The organism is Halobacillus trueperi, assembly GCF_003386945.1.
GTDB classification, from domain to species: domain Bacteria; phylum Bacillota; class Bacilli; order Bacillales; family Halobacillaceae; genus Halobacillus; species Halobacillus aidingensis.
The window spans coordinates 94182-110529 of the sequence record NZ_QUAE01000010.1 but is presented as its reverse complement, the minus strand read 5'-3'; the positions used below and the strand labels follow the sequence as shown (position 1 = coordinate 110529).

Here is a 16348-nt window from a genome sequence, read left to right as displayed (position 1 = left end):
CTAATAGTAACCTGCCGAGCTCTGTAATAAAGACCTGTTCACTCACGCCATTATAGAGTCGTTTTAACCATGGATCCTGCACGAATAAGGCGTGGGAACAGGGTCTGGGAAACGTCCGCATGAAAAACGAATAGAGACACGAACGTGTGTGTTTTTCTACTGACTGATTCAAAGCACTGCAAATCGTCGTTTCCCTGACCCCGTATCCATGGCCAGGAATGGTCATTCATTATTTCAACTAGGCAAGTTCCTTTAAGGATGCGTGGTATGTGCTCCTTGCGCTCCCGCGGAAAGTGAGCCATTCCCCGCAGCCCCTATCCACACAACAAACATCTCGAAACTGAGTCTTCCACAATCGGGAGCATATATGAAATTGAATGAACACTGAAAAGTTAAAGGAAACATTGAGGGTGGACATATGTATGTGGATGTAGAACAATGTTTGAAAAGGAATGAAGATGGAAATGAGTAAAAGAGGATATTAGGGCATAGTTCCCATTCTTAACAAATTATAAACAAATCGTCCGACAAAAGGGAGGAAAAACAGTTTGTGGAAAGAAAAGTTTAAAGCAAACACTTTTTATGATTTTGATTACACATTGCTTCGGTGGGCGTTTGATCCTCTAACACGTCTAAACCGAGAAGAGCGTTGGGTGGATGTTCCAGTGAAGCTAGGAGGAAACCATCACATTGTCCGTGTCCAGGGACTCGGCACAACCGCTGATCCTTCTTTTGAAGTGTCGAGTGACAGTGAGGAAGATAAAAAAGCGTTGCTCTCCCACATATCTGATTTATTTCAATGGAATATAGATATAGAAAAAGTGCATCACCACTTCTTAGATACAAATTTAAAAACAATGTTTCAAGCACATCCAGGTACACCGATTGTGAAAGATTTTCATCTCTATGATTGTTTGATGAAAGTCATCATCCACCAGCAGTTGAATATGAAATTCGCTTATACGTTGAGTACTCGTTTCGTGGAAACGCTTGGGACAAAAAAGGACGGGGTATGGTTTTACCCAGATCCTGAAACTGTAGCCGATACCCCTTATGAAACGTTGAGAGAATTGCAATTCAGTCAGCGTAAAGCAGAATATGTTATTGATACATCGCGTTTGATTGTGGATGGGAAGCTGCATTTGGAAGCATTGGCGAATGAATCAGATGAGGAGATTATGAAGCAACTGGTTAAGGTTAGAGGGATCGGGCCTTGGACAGCAGAAAACTGGATGATGTTCGGTGTTGGTCGACCGAACCTTTTTCCAAAAGCCGATATTGGTATTCAAAATGCTCTGAAGTTTTATTTCGATTTGGAAACTAAGCCGACATACGAGCAAATGGAGCAGTGGAGTAAAGAATGGGAGCCTTATTTGAGTTATGCTTCCTTAACGCTCTGGAGAAGTATTGAAGGGTGAAAACAAACAAGAAAATAGTCATAAACTTGTCTTCTGTCTCATAATTTGTAGTAAATAGAAAAATAATGGGTGAATTGTTTTGAAAATATTCAAAATTGTTCAGGCTTGCGTTATAATGATAACCGTACTGGAAAATATTGAACGGCTAAAAGGAAAGAGGTCTTAATATTGGTAATTAGAGAGAGGTATTCTGACCAAGTGCATAGCGGCGAAATTTTGGATGTTCTAAGTTTGAATGGTACACCTGCATGTTTACTGGATTTGCGTCTACAAACGGTTACGCTTAATCAGCAGATGCAAGGAACACTTCAACTGCAAGAGTCGGACATGTCGTTCTCTCAGTGGATCCGTAGTTTTGGTCACACAGGACAGCAACGCCTTCAACAGGTTTTGCATAATCTCCTGACAGATGGTAATAGGGAATCGTCTGTCCAGTTGACAGATATCAACAAGTATAAATATCAATGCAAAATGGTTCATCTGACGAATGGTCAGATTGCTTTTTCCTTGAAAAGTATAAAGGGCCTGAACGATGGTCCTGTTCCCATGACTCTCTCTTCGAATAAGCAAAAAGAAGCCCCTTTGTCATTGAACCAATCTATCGGTTATCAACACCATCGTAATATGATACACATGTTTGGAACCGAGTCTTCCCCTATGAAAAATCGAATGATGCACCTTGTCGATAAATTCCCACACGGACTGGCATTGATCAATCACAACTGGGAAGTCACGTATGCCAATCCAAAAATGGAAGAGATGACAGAGGTCCCTTTCTTACAAAACTATTTTAAGAAGTTGTGGGATATCTTTCCGATTCGTGAACATTATCATTTCTTTCAACAGTATTTAAGGTCCATGGAGACACAAGAGACGGTGGAATTTGAAGGATATCTTAAGAAAACCAATACAGATGTCCAGGTTACAGTTCATCCTACCGAAATGGGGATCACTGTCTTCCTTCAGGACATAACAGAGTACAAGAATCAATTAAAAGCGTTGAGGGCGTCAGAAGAAAGGTTTGCATTACTTGCAAATAATATTAAAGATGTCTTCTGGATCAGCCAGCCGGACTTTAAAGAACTGCACTATGTCAGTCCTGCTTTTCAGGAAATGTTCGGAATATCCAGACGGGAAGCTTTTCTGGATCCGAATTCATTGATGGAAAAAGTTCATGAATCAGACCGCGCTTCTTTAAGAACAGCTCTAGACGAAATGGCAAAGAAAGAAAGTGAAGTAGAATATCGTCTTTCAGGTCCTAAAGAAGAATCGAAATGGATTCGTACGAAAGGTTTTCCTGTTGAGTATTATGGAAATTCTTATGTTCTTGGTATTCATGAGGATGTTACGGAATACAAAGAGATGTTAGAACTTAAAGAGAAATCCCAGCAGCTGTCCACGATCACGCAAATGTCGGCCGGTATTGCACATGAAATTAAAAACCCTTTGACCGCGATTAAAGGATTTCTCCAGATTGGGGCAGCTAATCCTGAGTTGAGGGATAACTATCAGGAAATTATTCTCGACGAAGTCAATCGCATCGAAGCCATCGTCCAGGACTTCATGATGTTGTCCAAGCCGAAATCCTCTATTCAGCTTGAACAGGTAGATCCTGAACAACTGGTTTCCTATGTATTGCGGCTGTTGGAACCAGAAGCGAACGAAAAGCAAATCTACCTTCTTTTTGATTGTGATCCTATACAAGACAAATTCGAAACAGAACCGAAGCGGTTGAATCAAATTCTTATCAACCTTGTCAAAAATGCCATCGACGCTGTGGATCTAGGAGGAGAGGTTCGTGTAAGCATACAGATGTCCAGCTCTAACCTAACGCTTTCCGTTAGAGACAATGGACCTGGATTAACACCACAAGAGCTTGCCAAAATTGGTGAACCTTTCTTTACAACCAAAGAAAAAGGAACCGGTCTAGGAGTGATGGTCACAAAGAAAATTGTCTCAGACCTGAATGGAGAAATATCATACGAAAGTCAAAAAGGGACCGGTACAACGGTTACCGTCACCTTACCAAAATAGAAATCTTTGAAAAATCATCATCCCAACGGATGATGATTTTTTTATGTTTGATTAGTGATTAAAGGGAAGGAGAGAGGCCCTTGCGGCAAAAAGACTAACGGAAACCTTATCTGCAAATGACACCTTCATTCTTTTTAATGTGTCAGGGTTCATCAAATTCTGAAATTTCAGCGATTCAACCCTTATAGTTATTAGAAAATTCTACGTTCAATCGCTTACAAAAAATAAAATATATTTTTACACTCAAAGCTGTTTACAAACGTATTTATGGGCTCTATAATCCCGATTGTACTACAATTTTGTTCGACAAATTCTAACTTATTCCCACATAAAAAGGAGGCTTTCTGATGCTGAAAAAAGTATGGTCTTTTCTATTAATGAACTTAGGTGCGCTCGGGGTAGCCATCAACGTACATTTTTTCCTATCGCCAAACGATCTTGCCACAGGAGGAGTAAGTGGTGCTTCAATTGTACTGAATAAAGTCATTCCTGATCTTTCACTAGGAATGATCATGATTATCTTGAACATTATTCTCTTTATCGTTGGTTTTATATTCTTAGGTTTTCAATTCGGTCTCAAGACCATTTATGCAAGTTTTGCTTTGTCCTTTATGGTATGGGGGCTGGAAGCATTTTTCCCGATGCAGGAAGCTTTAAGTAATGACCTTCTCATCCAATTGATTATCGGCCAAATTATCGCGGCATCAGGAATGGCACTTGTTTTTCATCAGGGAGCCTCTACCGGCGGAACAGATATCCTCGCTATGATCCTGAATAAATTCTTTTCCATTGAAGTTGGAAAAGGTGTCTTATTCTCTGATATTGCAATTGCAACATCGTCCATCTTCCTATTCGGACCAACCGTCGGAATGTACGCGTTTTTCGGTGTCATTTTGAATGGTCTAGTTATCGACTACATGTTGCAACAATTTGAAGACAATAAAGAGATCGTCATTATCAGTCGTGAAAGTGAACAAGTCCGTTATTTCATCGTCCATCAGCTCGGCCGAGGGGCTACCATTCACCAGGCAAAAGGAGCTTTTAATCAAGAAGACAAAGAAGTCATTACAACGATTCTAAGCCGCAAAGACTACACACGTTTGAAAAAATATATGACAGCGATAGACGAACAAGCTTTCATTACGGTTCACTCGATGAATGAAATTCTCGGTGAAAACTTTAAACGATTGGCATAAAAGGTGGGATAACATCCAGAACCGTACGTTTACAGACACGCTCAATGAGCGCCGATCCAGAACGGCCGACGTATACGAATACTTGAAGAACCACATTATGTTTCGCCAACTACCACCAGGGACTCAGCTTGTTGAAAACATGATCGGAAAAGAATTACAAGTTTCACGAACCCCTATCCGGAATGCGATGAAAAAGCTGGAACAAGAAGGGTTAGTCAAAATCTACTCCAATCGCGGTGCCTTTGTAGTTGAACCGACGCTTGAAGAAATAAGACAAGCCTTTGATATGAGGCGCCATTTAGAGAAAATGACACTTGAACAAATTTATGATCAGATGAATGAAGAAGATTTCGTACATTTGGAAGAATGGATTGAACATGAAAGAAAAACTTACGAAACCCGAAATATTCTGGAGTACCTGGATGTGAACAAGCAATTTCATATGACCCTTGCGTTAAAAACAAAAAACAGGTTTTTGATTGACTTTACTGAACGAATCCTTAATCAAATCAATGTATATCTTATGTTGTATGATGTGTTTGTAGATGAAGACCTGTACGAAAAGCAGCGCTTCAAAGAACATGAATTATTGCTTGAAGCATTAAGAAATAAAGATTTGTCACGCTTGCTCCAGCTGATCGATCAGCATATGGAAGAAAGCTTGAATTATATGTCTATAAGTCAGAGAAAAGATAGGATAGAAGAAAAGAAAAAGAGCCTTTAATCCAGACATTTACAGTCCGGATTTAAAGGCTCTTTTTCTTTGAAGGCGTACAGTTCTTAGTAAAATACTGAGGTTAATAACAACCACTGTGATCAAAGAAGCCAGCGTATAATTGAAATTCTTCGTAATCATGGATACAGATAAGAATGCGACGACCATAATGGAGGATATGAGAAATAATTGGTACTTGCTAAGGCCAAGCTGTTTGCGAACGGGGCGAGCTTCCACTGCTGATCACTCCCTGTTATGCTTACACGTATTATATGAAAACTTAAAATAATTTGTCAATTCAAGTATATGTACCATACCCCCAAATACTCCTCTTTATTCAACTAATTGGCAGGGTTGTGGAAGACTCAGTTTCGAGACTTTTGTCGAGTGGATGGGGGCTGCGGGGAATGGCTCGCTTTCCGCGGGAGCGCGGTGAGCCTCCTCGAACTGCGTCCTGCGGGGTCTCACCATGCACTTTTTTCCCGCAGGAGTCTTCCCATTCCCCTCCGCCCCTTTACCATGTGTAGTCTCTCGAAACCACTTCTCAGAATTTCTGCTTGTATGCTCAAACGAAGTAGATAATTTAAATCTCCCCCCCCATTGGTCATTCCGACGGTGAAAGATTGATGTAAAGCGCTTTTTAACAGTTTCTGATTGGGGAGTAAGACGTACCATCATGATAGAAGGGTTTGTTTCTCCATGCATGGAATGGGGTGGTTGGGAAGCTGCGAGACTCCCGTGGGAGAAGGAGACAGGCGAGATCCCGCAAGGCGATAGCCTGAGGAAGCTCGGCGCTCCCCCACAGGAAAGCGAGTGGCTTCCCAACAACCCCTGACTCCAAATACGGCAAACGAACCCCGGTTATCTCGAAACTGAGTCTTCCACAAACGGGAGGGTTAGTGGTATGATTATTTGTGAGTCATTATTTGAAATATTAAGAAAAATTGCTATAATAGAAATGGACAAACTGAACAGTCGCTCATTAAAAAGGAGGCCGCTATATGAAAAGAGAAGAACTGATTGCTCCTGAAAAGTACAATGTCGTCTCTGAAATGGAGAAGTACGCAAATGAAACGGGAAGAAAAGCTTTGTTATGGTTGAACGAACAAGGCGATCAGAAAGAAGTTACATACCAAGAGTTAATGAATAATGCGAACAGAATTGGAAACGCTTTCCTTGAACAAGGGTTGAAGCAGGGGGACAAAGTACTCGTCATGATTCCTCGCTTGATTGAAGCTTATCAAGTGTATATTGCGGCTCTTAAAGTAGGACTTGTCGTTATTCCAAGTTCTGAAATGCTGAGGACCAAGGATTTGCAGTATAGAATTTCACATGGAGAAGTGAGTGGTGTCGTCAGCTATTATCCTTATACAGACCAATTCCACGGCGTTAATGAATTTGATGATTTAATCACTTTTTCTGTAGGTGGGGCGAAAGAAAAATGGCGTGATCTTGATTCTCTCATGGATGACCACAGTGAGGAATTGCCCCTCGCGGATACTTCAAGAGATGATATGGCGTTTCTTTCTTACACATCTGGTACGACGGGTAACCCGAAAGGTGTTGTTCATACGCATGGATGGGGGTATGCCCACTTGAAGACGGCTGCCGATAAATGGCTGGCGATTCAAGATGGAGATACAGTTTGGGCGACAGCGGGACCCGGATGGCAGAAGTGGATATGGAGTCCTTTCCTTTCTGTACTCGGAACAGGGGCTCAAGGTCTGATTTATCAAGGGAAATTTGATCCTAAAAAATATTTAAACTTGATGGATAAGCATGATGTGAATGTTCTTTGTTGTACACCAACAGAATATCGTTTGATGGCCAAAGTAGACAATTTATCTGATTATAAATTAGAGGGTTTGCACAGCGCGGTATCGGCAGGGGAACCTTTAAATCGTGAGGTCATCGATACTTTCCAAAAACATTATAATGTAACAGTACGAGATGGTTACGGCCAGACAGAAAATACGTTACTCGTTGGAATTATGAAGGATATGGAAGTACGCCCTGGATCGATGGGACAGCCAACACCTGGTAATCAGGTCGAAATCATCGATGAAATGGGTACGCCTGTGGATGCGGGTGAGGTAGGAGACATAGCCGTCCACCTCGATACACCGGCTTTGTTCAAAGAGTACTATAAAGATCCTGAACGTACGAAGATGTCCCATCGAGGAAACTATTACGTAACTGGCGATCAAGCAAAAAAGGACGAAGAAGGTTACTTTTGGTTTGAAGGAAGAAGTGATGATATCATCATTAGTTCCGGTTATACCATCGGGCCGTTTGAGGTAGAAGATGCGCTTGTCAAACATGAAGCTGTTCAAGAATGTGCAGTCGTTGCAAGCCCGGATGAAGTTCGCGGAAACATTGTAAAGGCCTACATTGTTCTTCAAAAAGGATTTGAAGGAAACGACGAGTTGGTTTCCGATCTTCAAAATCATGTGAAGGAATTGACGGCGCCTTATAAATATCCTCGAAAAGTGGAATTCATTCAAGAATTGCCGAAGACGACTTCCGGAAAAATACGAAGAGTGGAGCTTCGTCAAAAAGAGAACGTTATGAAATAGGGGAAACATAACAAACCTGAAGGTCGAGAAAGGCCTTCAGGTTTGTTATGCTGAAAAGGAAATTTCAGTAAGATCAGTTAGGAGGGGCATATGATTCGGAGTGTAAAGCTTGAAGATGCAGAAGGGTTCGTTCCTTTAATGGATGCCCTCGGTTATCCATCAAGTAAAGAACAGATAAAAAACAGATTACAAAGTATATTACCACAAGAACACTACCAAACCTTCGTCTATGAGGCGAATGACGAATTGCTTGGCATGATCGGGATGACATTTAGTGAAGCGTACCATACGGATGACCCGCACGTACGGATCATCGCTTTTGTTGTGCGTGAAACGGAACAAGGAAAAGGGATAGGGAAAATGCTCATGGAAAAAGCCGGGGAATGGGCTCTCACTAAAGGGGCTAAAACGATCATGTTGAATAGTGGAAATAGAGCAGAAAGAAAGAAGGCTCATGAGATCTATCATTCCTTTGGATTTGAGGGAAGAGCGACAGGGTTTTATAAACGACTCGACTAAAATAATCTTAGATGTTTAGACCATAATAAAGACATGGGAAAACTCTTAAGGAGGGTGGAGTGTGGGTGAAAATCAGACTGGAAGTTACATATAAAACCCCAAAGAAAACAGAAGCTTTTTTTAGGTCAGAAGAGATGACGATCGGGCAAGCTTTGTTAATAACAGAGGACTTGGAAAAGACGGGACGGGCCAAATCAATTACCTTTATCGACGACTATGATACGACATGGAAGCGGAAGGATTTACAAAAATATTTGAATGATCTGGAAACAGAACCTCATGATATCACCGTTTATTTTGATGGCGGTTACGAAATAAAGGAGCGTAAGGCAGGCCTTGGTTGTGTCATTTATTACACTCAAAGTGGGAAAGCTATGCGTCTTCGAACGAATGCTCTCGTTGATGAGTTAGGTACAAATAATGAGGCGGAGTACGCGGCCTTACATTTAGCCATTCAGGAATTGGATTTTATGGGGGTTCATCATATTCCCATTCGGTTCGTAGGAGACTCTCAAGTTGTAATCAATCAACTGAATGATGAATGGCCCACGATGGAAGAGACTTTAAATAATTGGGCGGACCGTATTGATGAAAAATTAAAGCAGATGGGAATTACCCCTTCCTTTGAAGTGATTTCGAGGAAAGATAACGGAGAGGCAGATCGACTTGCTACACAAGCTTTAAAAGGAGTAAAGGTGACAAGTCGAGCGGAGTTGGAGTAAAAAAGGCGATGGATGTCCACCGCCTTTTTTATTCCACTTAAGGTTGAATCGTAACCGGAGTTCCCAACGGGATGATCCTTGCTAACTCTTCTACGTCTTTATTAAACATGCGGATACAACCTTTGGAGACTGCCTTTCCGATAGAGGAAGGATTGTTGGTCCCATGAATGCCATAATACTGTTTGGATAAACTCATCCACATCGTTCCATAAGGCCCACCTGGATTGGGAGCTTTGTTAATGATGAAGAAGTTTCCTACAGGAGTCGCTGAGAGAATGCGTCCCACGGCAATAGGAAATTCTTTTTCCAGCGAACCATTTTTGTATAAACGTAATCGTCTTTTGGTAGTGGATACATCAATCCTGTATGGAATTGTATCTGGATTCGGAAAACCTGGGATACTGATTTGTTGCCCGGGAAAAATCATATTCGGGTTTGCGATTTGGTTTGCTGCCAGGATATCTCTTAACGGCGTACGATAATCTCTTGAAATTTGTGCTAATGTTTCACCTGTTTTTACGATGTGAATCATTCCTATCCCCCCGTTTAAAATGGTTATACCATTTTATGTGGGAAAACCGGTGACTTGCCTATCCATTTCTCTCTCAGAAGAAAGGACCTGACGTAACCAGTCAGGTCCTTTCTTAGGTAAACCATTATAAAACGATGGTTTTATTTTTATGAACGATGACACGATCTTCAAGGGCCCATTTGACGGCTCTGTTTAGGACACTGCGTTCGATTAGGCGTCCTTTCTTCTTTAGATCATTTACACTGTTCCTATGGTCTACTCTAATAACATCTTGTTCAATGATTGGTCCTTCGTCGAGGTCGTCTGTAACATAATGGGAGGTGGCACCAATCAACTTCACTCCACGTTTGTAGGCCCGTTTGTGCGGGTTGGCACCAATGAATGCGGGCAAGAAGGAATGGTGAATGTTAATAATCTTGGATGGATGCCTGTCTACAAACTTAGGAGTGAGGATTTGCATGTACCTGGCTAAGATAATTAAATCGATATTGTATTCTTCTAACAAATCCAACTGTTTCTCTTCTACCTCTTCTCGAATCTCTTTATTTGCAGGAATGTAATAAAAAGGGATGCCAAAAGACTCGACAATTTCTCTCGCTGATTCATGGTTACTGATGACAAGCGAAATGTCCGTCACGAGGTCACCGCTCTCCCATTCGTATAAGAGCTCACGCAGGCAATGAAGCTCCTTGGATACAAAAACAGCCGTGCGTTTCAATTCGTGTAGGAAAGTCATTCGCCAGGTCATTTCGAATTGTTCTGCAAGGGAATGGAAGTCTGCTTTCATTGTTTTTTCTTTGGACTTCATATTTTCTGCAGCGAATACGATGCGTAGGAAAAAGGTCCCTTCTTCATGATCTGTCGTAAATTGATTCGATTCCACAATGTTTGCCCCGTGTTCGTAGAGGAATGTTGAGATGCTGGAAACGATTCCTGGCTTATCGGGACAACTGACGAGCAAGCGGGCTTTATCTTCATTCTTGGTTAAGTAATGTTGAATTTGTTGGTTGGTCGAAGTCATCAACACTCATCCTTCCTTTTTATTCTTCCCATTATAGTCGAGTGAAAGCCGTTTGGAAAGTTGGATCATGTTTCGAAATGGGAGAATTCGGATACATTCTCCATGTAGCAAGTATAATAAAATTTTCTTTCTATAAAGGAGAAATGAAAATGCGTAACTATTTAAAGCATTATATAAACGGTGAATGGGTAGAATCTACAGGAAATGAAACAGAAGACGTGATCAACCCTGCAACAGAAGAAGTGATCGGTACCATTAGTCTTGGAACGAAAGAGGATTTGGATAAAGCGGTCCAGGCGGCCCGTGATGCTTTTCCATCTTTCTCTCAAACCTCTAAAGAAGAAAGAATAAAATTGCTAGAAGACATAGCTGCTGAATATGAGAACCGGAAAGAAGAAATTATTGAGACGATTACGGAAGAGTTGGGTTCACCAAAATCCATCTCAGAAAACGTACATTACATGATGGGATATAATCATTTTTCACAAGCGGCAGAATCATTAAGAGATTTTTCATTCATTGAAGATCGCGGAGGCCATACGGTCATGAAGGATTCAGTCGGTGTCAGTGGCTTGATTACCCCATGGAATTTTCCGACAAACCAAATATCAACAAAAATCGCCAGTGCTTTTGCTTCAGGAAGCCCCGTGATTGCGAAACCAGCAGAATTGACACCTTTTGCGGCCATCATTTTAACTGAAATATTTGATAAGGTCGGCGTACCTAAAGGTGCTTTCAACTTAGTGAATGGATCAGGTTCCGTTATCGGTGATGGCATCAGTTCACATCCAGATATCGACTTTGTATCATTTACAGGTTCTGGTGCTGTAGGTCAAAAAATTATGGAAAACGCGTCTGAACGCATTGCTAACGTCGCCCTGGAACTTGGAGGGAAATCTCCGTTAGTCGTGCTTGAAGACGCTGATGTTGAAAAAGCGGCTAGAGCGGCTGTCAGTCACATCGCAACCAACAGTGGGCAGGTTTGTTCAGCTGCCACAAGAGTATTGGTGCCTTCCTCAATGAAAGATTCTTTTGAAGAGGCCATTAAAAAAGTGCTCCCTGAATTCCCTGTTGGGGATCCACAAGGAGATAATCATATCGGTCCATTGGTTTCACAAAAGCAATGGGACACCGTTCAATCTTATATTGAAAAAGGACAGGAAGAAGGAGCCACTCTTCTGGTAGGAGGAACAGGGAAGCCTGATGGATTAGATAAAGGCTATTATGCCAAACCTACAGTATTCACAGATGTGAATAACGATATGGTCATCGCACAAGAAGAGATATTTGGTCCAGTCACCTGTGTGATCACCTATGACACGATTGAAGAAGCCATCCAACTTTCCAATGATATTAAATATGGACTTGCAGGTTATGTCTTCGGTGAAGATGAACAGACACTAGCCAAGGTTGCATCCAGCATCCGAGCGGGTCGAGTGAAAATCAATGATGCGGAAGCAGACTTCGCCGCACCATTTGGTGGATATAAACAGTCAGGTATAGGAAGAGAATGGGGCGATTATGGTATCGAAGAATATTTAGAAGTGAAAACAGTTTTAGGTTATCCGAAACTATAAGAGAGAAAAAGGCGGAAAATGGATTCCGCCTTTTTTCTTTTTGAAAAAACAGGAAGTATTTTGGGAAAAATGAAACCTTCCCCTCTTTTTATTCGTATAAAATGTAGAAGCACTTGGATGGAACTTGTGAAGAGGTGGAAGAATGGGAAAAAAACTAATTATTTTTGGTGGACTTATAATTGTCGTGTTTTGTACCTACATATACGTCGATCAAAGGTATTTTTTCAATCCAATAGCCTTCACCCAAGATGATATTACACCCTATCATTGGAGTGAATATGAAAGACCTGTCACGATTACCTACTACGATTTAGAAACAGAAAGAAAAGCATACAAACTGGAGCGGGAAAAGGCAGTCCGCAGGTTCCTGGAAGAAATGAAGAACAGCCCGCCTATGCAGGAATCATCTGCAACCTCAGAAGTGGAAGGGGCACTTAAGCTTTCGTGCGAAGGTGATACCTTATTGGAAGTGTATTTCTACGAAGGTTATTGGGAAATCCTTCGTGAAAGTGGGAAAATGTATGAAATGACTAAGGATCTTAAGGGATTAATCGAAACACTCTAGCCAGTTGGAACGGCCGTTCCAACTGGCTTTTTTTATTTCTCCAACCTCCACAATAGCTCCCGATTGTGGAGATAACCGGGGTTCGTTTGCCATATTAGGAGTCAGGGGTGGTCGGAAAGCGAGTCATCCCCCGCAGCCCCCATCTACTCAACAAAAGTCTCGAAATAAAGTGGGGAGAAGAGAGTGAATTGTTTTGTTCTTTTCCTTATGGATGAGGTTGTAATATACTTGGAAAGGATAAAGATAATAGAGAATGCTAAGGAGGTACCTAATCCATGAATAAATGGTTTACGCATATTTTTAATATCATCGTCGGAATTCTGATTGTAGCCGAAGGTGCTGTATATATTTTCATGAACAATAAAGATGGAGAATTTCATTTACGAAGTATTATGATGACGGCTTTGTTATTTTTAGCGTGGGGAATGTCTTATCGCAAACAACTAACTAGTGATAATCCAAGCGCTTGGTTAATTGTAACGATAATCATATTGGTTCCTATGATTCTTCCCTGGTTGTTTTTTATATAAAAATTAAGTGAGCCATTTGAACAGCCCAGTACTCCCGAATAGCAACGCGGATACTAAGTAAATGTAACCGAGGGCTCTGTGTTTTCCTTCTTCACTGTTTGTTTCGACGGTTCCTGCAAAAACTAAAAAGAGCACACCAATGATATATAACGTAATATCAACGTCGGAAAAGGGGGAAGGTTTGAATGTAAGCCAACCTTCCACTGGAATGGCTGTGAAGAGTGGGAAGTATAAAGGATTTAAGCGATCCTCCCACTTTTTCTTCTGTTCAGACATGATTCTCCCACCTCATCTCCAGAATATATTTCTTTTTACTTTCCATCTTTTCCTTCCTTTTGTCAAACAACGACAAAAATCGCGTTATTTTTTTCCTGGATAGGGTATAAACCATACATCCCCATTTGCCTTCTGTATTTACACTTGTTAGAATGAAGCTCGTGTTTTCCTCCGGTACATAACCTCCCAAAGTTGAATGAATTACCTCATGCAGAACAAACTAAATCATGAAGAAGTGGAAAGGATGTATGTCATTTGAAAACAAAATTAATTGATTGGCCAACGTTTATCGGCGCTCTGGTGTTGTTGCTCGGTGTCACGTTACCACTGATCATCTTCCCAGAAGCCGGTAAAGAGGTTGTATCACAAGCAAATACGTTCATGACGGAAAACTTTGGTGTCCTTTATATGATTATGGGCTTTGTTATTTTCGCTTTCCTTGTTTATGTTGCTTTTAGTAAAAATGGATCGATTAAACTAGGGGATGAAGGGGAAAAGCCTGAGTTCAATACGTTCTCGTGGGCAGCGATGCTATTTGCCGCCGGCATCGGTTCCAGTATTTTATACTGGGCAGTTATTGAATGGGCGTATTATTACCAAGGACCGCCGTTTGGCGTAGAAGCTGGATCCAAAGAGGCGATCCAATGGGCATCAGCCTATGGAATGTTCCACTGGGGCCCGATTGCTTGGGCGATTTACACATTGCCGGCCCTCCCGATTGCTTATTTCTACTACGTTCGAAAAAAACCTGTACTTAAAGTTAGTGAGGCTGTCCGACCTGTATTAGGTGATTCTGTTGACGGTCCTCTTGGAAACATCATTGATGTGTTATTCATGTTCGGACTTTTGGGAGGGGCAGGAACGACGCTTGCTCTCGGTACACCAATGATTGCTCAAGGAATTAATAGTTTGACTGGTATACCGGCCAATTTAGGTCTTAAAACAGTCATTATGTTATTGTGTACATTGATCTTCGCGATTAGCTCGTATTCAGGGCTTAAACGAGGGATTAAAGTGCTCAGTGATGTGAACTTGTGGCTGTCGATCTTTTTGCTGGCCTTTATCTTCATATTTGGACCGACCCGATTCATCAGTGAGACTACATTCAACGCGTTGGGGATACTGGCGGATAATTTCTTCAAGATGGCGACTTGGATGGAGCCGTTTGGAAACTTGGGTCAATTTGAAAAAACAAGCTTCCCAGAGTATTGGACTATTTTTTACTGGGCTTGGTGGCTTGTGTATGCTCCGTTTGTCGGTTTGTTTGTTGCACGTATTTCCAGAGGGCGGACCATCCGTCAAATGGTACTTGGAACAATGGTTTACGGAACGATCGGTTGTGTGCTTTTCTTCGGGATCATGGGGAACTTCGGTCTGTACATGCAGTTAACAGGTCAGTTTGATGCTATTGCATTTATGGATGCGAATGGTGCCCCTGCGACCATAATTGAAATCATCAACCAACTTCCGTTAGCGAAATTCATGGTATTAATCTTTACCATTCTAGCAATCATTTTCCTTGCAACGACTTTCGATTCCTCTTCTTACATTCTTGCTTCAGTCGTACAGAAGAATGTGGAAGGAGAACCTTTACGTTGGAACCGTTTGTTCTGGGCCTTCGCCTTGTGCTTAATGCCGCTTGCGCTTATGTTCCTCGGAGGATTAGATACTTTGCAGACAGCAAGTATCGTCGGTGGATTCCCGCTGATTGTGATTATGTTCTTACTTGCATGGTCGTTCATGAAAGCCTCCAACACAGATATTCGAGAATCTGATGATTATGAACCGAGTACGATTCATATTAAACGTTGGAAAAATCGCAAGAAGAAGAAAAAACGCTCGGCTCTTGAAGCCCTGGAAGATAAACCAGATCGAGATTAATGAAAAAAGAGGTTTTCCCACACTGGGGAAAACCTCTTTTTTGTTTGAACTAGCAATGAACATTATTGAGGTAGGTACGGTTTGGCAGACAAAACCTTATAATCTCCGCTATCTGTTAAGAATTGTTGTAGAAGGTGAAGGTGGTCCCCGCCGATGAAAACGAGGATGCGGTCGCCTTTTTCTGCGATTCTTGAGATGTTTGCGGATATCGCCAAATCACGATGATGCCACTGCTTTAGCCATTGAACACCGACTTGATGTTGCCTGTCCCCGACACGTGCCAACTTCATATAGATCCTCTGAAGCTCTTTACTATAGTCTGAATCATTGAGGTAATGTAAGATATTTCTTATGGTTTTATTGTTTTCCATCGACTTGAGTTTGTTTTGAACTTCCATGATTTCTTTGAACAAAGAAGGTTGGTGTTCTTTGGCCCATTCAAAGACCTGGTTTAGTGACGGCTTGGACATATCCACCATTTCGTCTATCGGATAAACGGATGGCAAGTCCATTTCATTGGCAAGTCGAAAGGCAAATTGTTCGACTTCATCGTAAGTGGGCGTAAGGGTATTATTTCTAAAGGCTTTATATTTACGCTCCATTTCTTCCTCTATTAAGAAAGGTTTTTCAACGGCGATTTTCGTCGGCTTGAATTTTTTTAGTGAATGAACGATTTCGCGAATTTCCTCTTGTTGATCATTGACCATTTCAGGGTTCATGGACATGTGAAAAGTTCCTACGAGCAAAATTTCCGGTTTAGGCAAATCAATATCTCCTTCCTTTTGT

General features: G+C 41.5%; 16 protein-coding genes. 11 read left to right on the top strand and 5 right to left on the bottom strand.

The window, feature by feature from the left end; translation table 11 throughout:
• Window positions 1-548: 548 nt before the first annotated feature.
• From DYE48_RS13450 to DYE48_RS13435, 4 genes are all read left to right on the top strand, one after another.
• On the top strand, window positions 549-1418 hold the full coding sequence (locus tag DYE48_RS13450; RefSeq protein ID WP_115824081.1) for a DNA-3-methyladenine glycosylase family protein: 870 nt from the start codon (window positions 549-551) through the stop codon (window positions 1416-1418).
• A gap of 168 nt (window positions 1419-1586) precedes the next feature.
• Window positions 1587-3452 carry a PAS domain-containing sensor histidine kinase gene (locus DYE48_RS13445; RefSeq protein WP_244199431.1) on the top strand — a complete coding sequence of 622 codons (1866 nt, stop codon included), beginning with the start codon at window positions 1587-1589 and terminating at the stop codon, window positions 3450-3452.
• Window positions 3453-3799: 347 nt separating this feature from the next.
• Window positions 3800-4648 carry a YitT family protein gene (locus DYE48_RS13440; RefSeq protein WP_115824080.1) on the top strand — a complete coding sequence of 283 codons (849 nt, stop codon included), beginning with the start codon at window positions 3800-3802 and terminating at the stop codon, window positions 4646-4648.
• Window positions 4623-5372, top strand: coding sequence for a GntR family transcriptional regulator (locus DYE48_RS13435; protein WP_167449513.1), 750 nt, complete (start codon window positions 4623-4625; stop codon window positions 5370-5372). The genes DYE48_RS13440 and DYE48_RS13435 overlap by 26 nt, the downstream gene beginning before the upstream one ends.
• Before the next feature lie 9 nt (window positions 5373-5381).
• Here DYE48_RS13435 and DYE48_RS13430 read toward each other — a convergent pair whose 3' ends face one another.
• Entirely contained in the window at window positions 5382-5600 is a 219-nt protein-coding gene (locus tag DYE48_RS13430) for a hypothetical protein (RefSeq protein ID WP_115824078.1), read from the bottom strand.
• A gap of 764 nt (window positions 5601-6364) precedes the next feature.
• Here DYE48_RS13430 and mbcS point away from each other — a divergent pair.
• The 3 genes from mbcS (at window position 6365) to DYE48_RS13415 (ending at window position 9180) form a co-directional block, all read left to right on the top strand.
• Entirely contained in the window at window positions 6365-7939 is a 1575-nt protein-coding gene (gene mbcS / locus DYE48_RS13425) for an acyl-CoA synthetase MbcS (protein WP_115824077.1), read from the top strand.
• Between the two features lie 90 nt (window positions 7940-8029).
• Window positions 8030-8458: a GNAT family N-acetyltransferase gene (locus DYE48_RS13420; protein WP_115824076.1), complete on the top strand. Its 429-nt coding sequence runs from the start codon at window positions 8030-8032 to the stop codon at window positions 8456-8458.
• A 65-nt stretch (window positions 8459-8523) separates the two neighbouring features.
• Complete coding sequence (locus DYE48_RS13415) at window positions 8524-9180, top strand: reverse transcriptase-like protein (protein ID WP_115824087.1); 657 nt, start codon at window positions 8524-8526, stop codon at window positions 9178-9180.
• Between the two features lie 37 nt (window positions 9181-9217).
• Here DYE48_RS13415 and DYE48_RS13410 read toward each other — a convergent pair whose 3' ends face one another.
• Window positions 9218-9712, bottom strand: a complete 495-nt coding sequence (locus tag DYE48_RS13410) for a L,D-transpeptidase family protein (protein ID WP_115824075.1) — start codon at window positions 9710-9712, stop codon at window positions 9218-9220.
• A 124-nt stretch (window positions 9713-9836) separates the two neighbouring features.
• On the bottom strand, window positions 9837-10733 hold the full coding sequence (gene purU / locus DYE48_RS13405; protein ID WP_115824074.1) for a formyltetrahydrofolate deformylase: 897 nt from the start codon (window positions 10731-10733) through the stop codon (window positions 9837-9839).
• 149 nt (window positions 10734-10882) lie between these two features.
• Here purU and DYE48_RS13400 point away from each other — a divergent pair, with 149 nt between their 5' ends.
• The 3 genes from DYE48_RS13400 to DYE48_RS13390 all read left to right on the top strand — a co-directional run bounded on the left by DYE48_RS13400 (window position 10883) and on the right by DYE48_RS13390 (window position 13405).
• Entirely contained in the window at window positions 10883-12310 is a 1428-nt protein-coding gene (locus DYE48_RS13400; RefSeq protein WP_115824073.1) for an aldehyde dehydrogenase family protein, read from the top strand.
• 142 nt (window positions 12311-12452) lie between these two features.
• Window positions 12453-12875, top strand: a complete 423-nt coding sequence (locus tag DYE48_RS13395) for a hypothetical protein (protein WP_115824072.1) — start codon at window positions 12453-12455, stop codon at window positions 12873-12875.
• 275 nt (window positions 12876-13150) lie between these two features.
• Window positions 13151-13405 (top strand): hypothetical protein, encoded by a 255-nt coding sequence (locus DYE48_RS13390; RefSeq protein ID WP_089654908.1) that lies wholly within the window; start codon window positions 13151-13153, stop codon window positions 13403-13405.
• A gap of 3 nt (window positions 13406-13408) precedes the next feature.
• Here DYE48_RS13390 and DYE48_RS13385 read toward each other — a convergent pair whose 3' ends face one another.
• The gene (locus DYE48_RS13385; protein ID WP_115824071.1) at window positions 13409-13681 is read right to left on the bottom strand and encodes a hypothetical protein; all 273 of its coding nucleotides are present in this window, start codon (window positions 13679-13681) and stop codon (window positions 13409-13411) included.
• 255 nt (window positions 13682-13936) lie between these two features.
• On the opposite strand from DYE48_RS13385, the gene DYE48_RS13380 reads away from it, so the two are divergent.
• Window positions 13937-15562, top strand: coding sequence for a BCCT family transporter (locus DYE48_RS13380; RefSeq protein WP_089654911.1), 1626 nt, complete (start codon window positions 13937-13939; stop codon window positions 15560-15562).
• Between the two features lie 62 nt (window positions 15563-15624).
• On the opposite strand, the gene DYE48_RS13375 is transcribed toward DYE48_RS13380, so the two are convergent.
• Window positions 15625-16326 carry a DUF5694 domain-containing protein gene (locus DYE48_RS13375; protein WP_115824070.1) on the bottom strand — a complete coding sequence of 234 codons (702 nt, stop codon included), beginning with the start codon at window positions 16324-16326 and terminating at the stop codon, window positions 15625-15627.
• Between the last annotated feature and the right edge of the window lie 22 nt (window positions 16327-16348).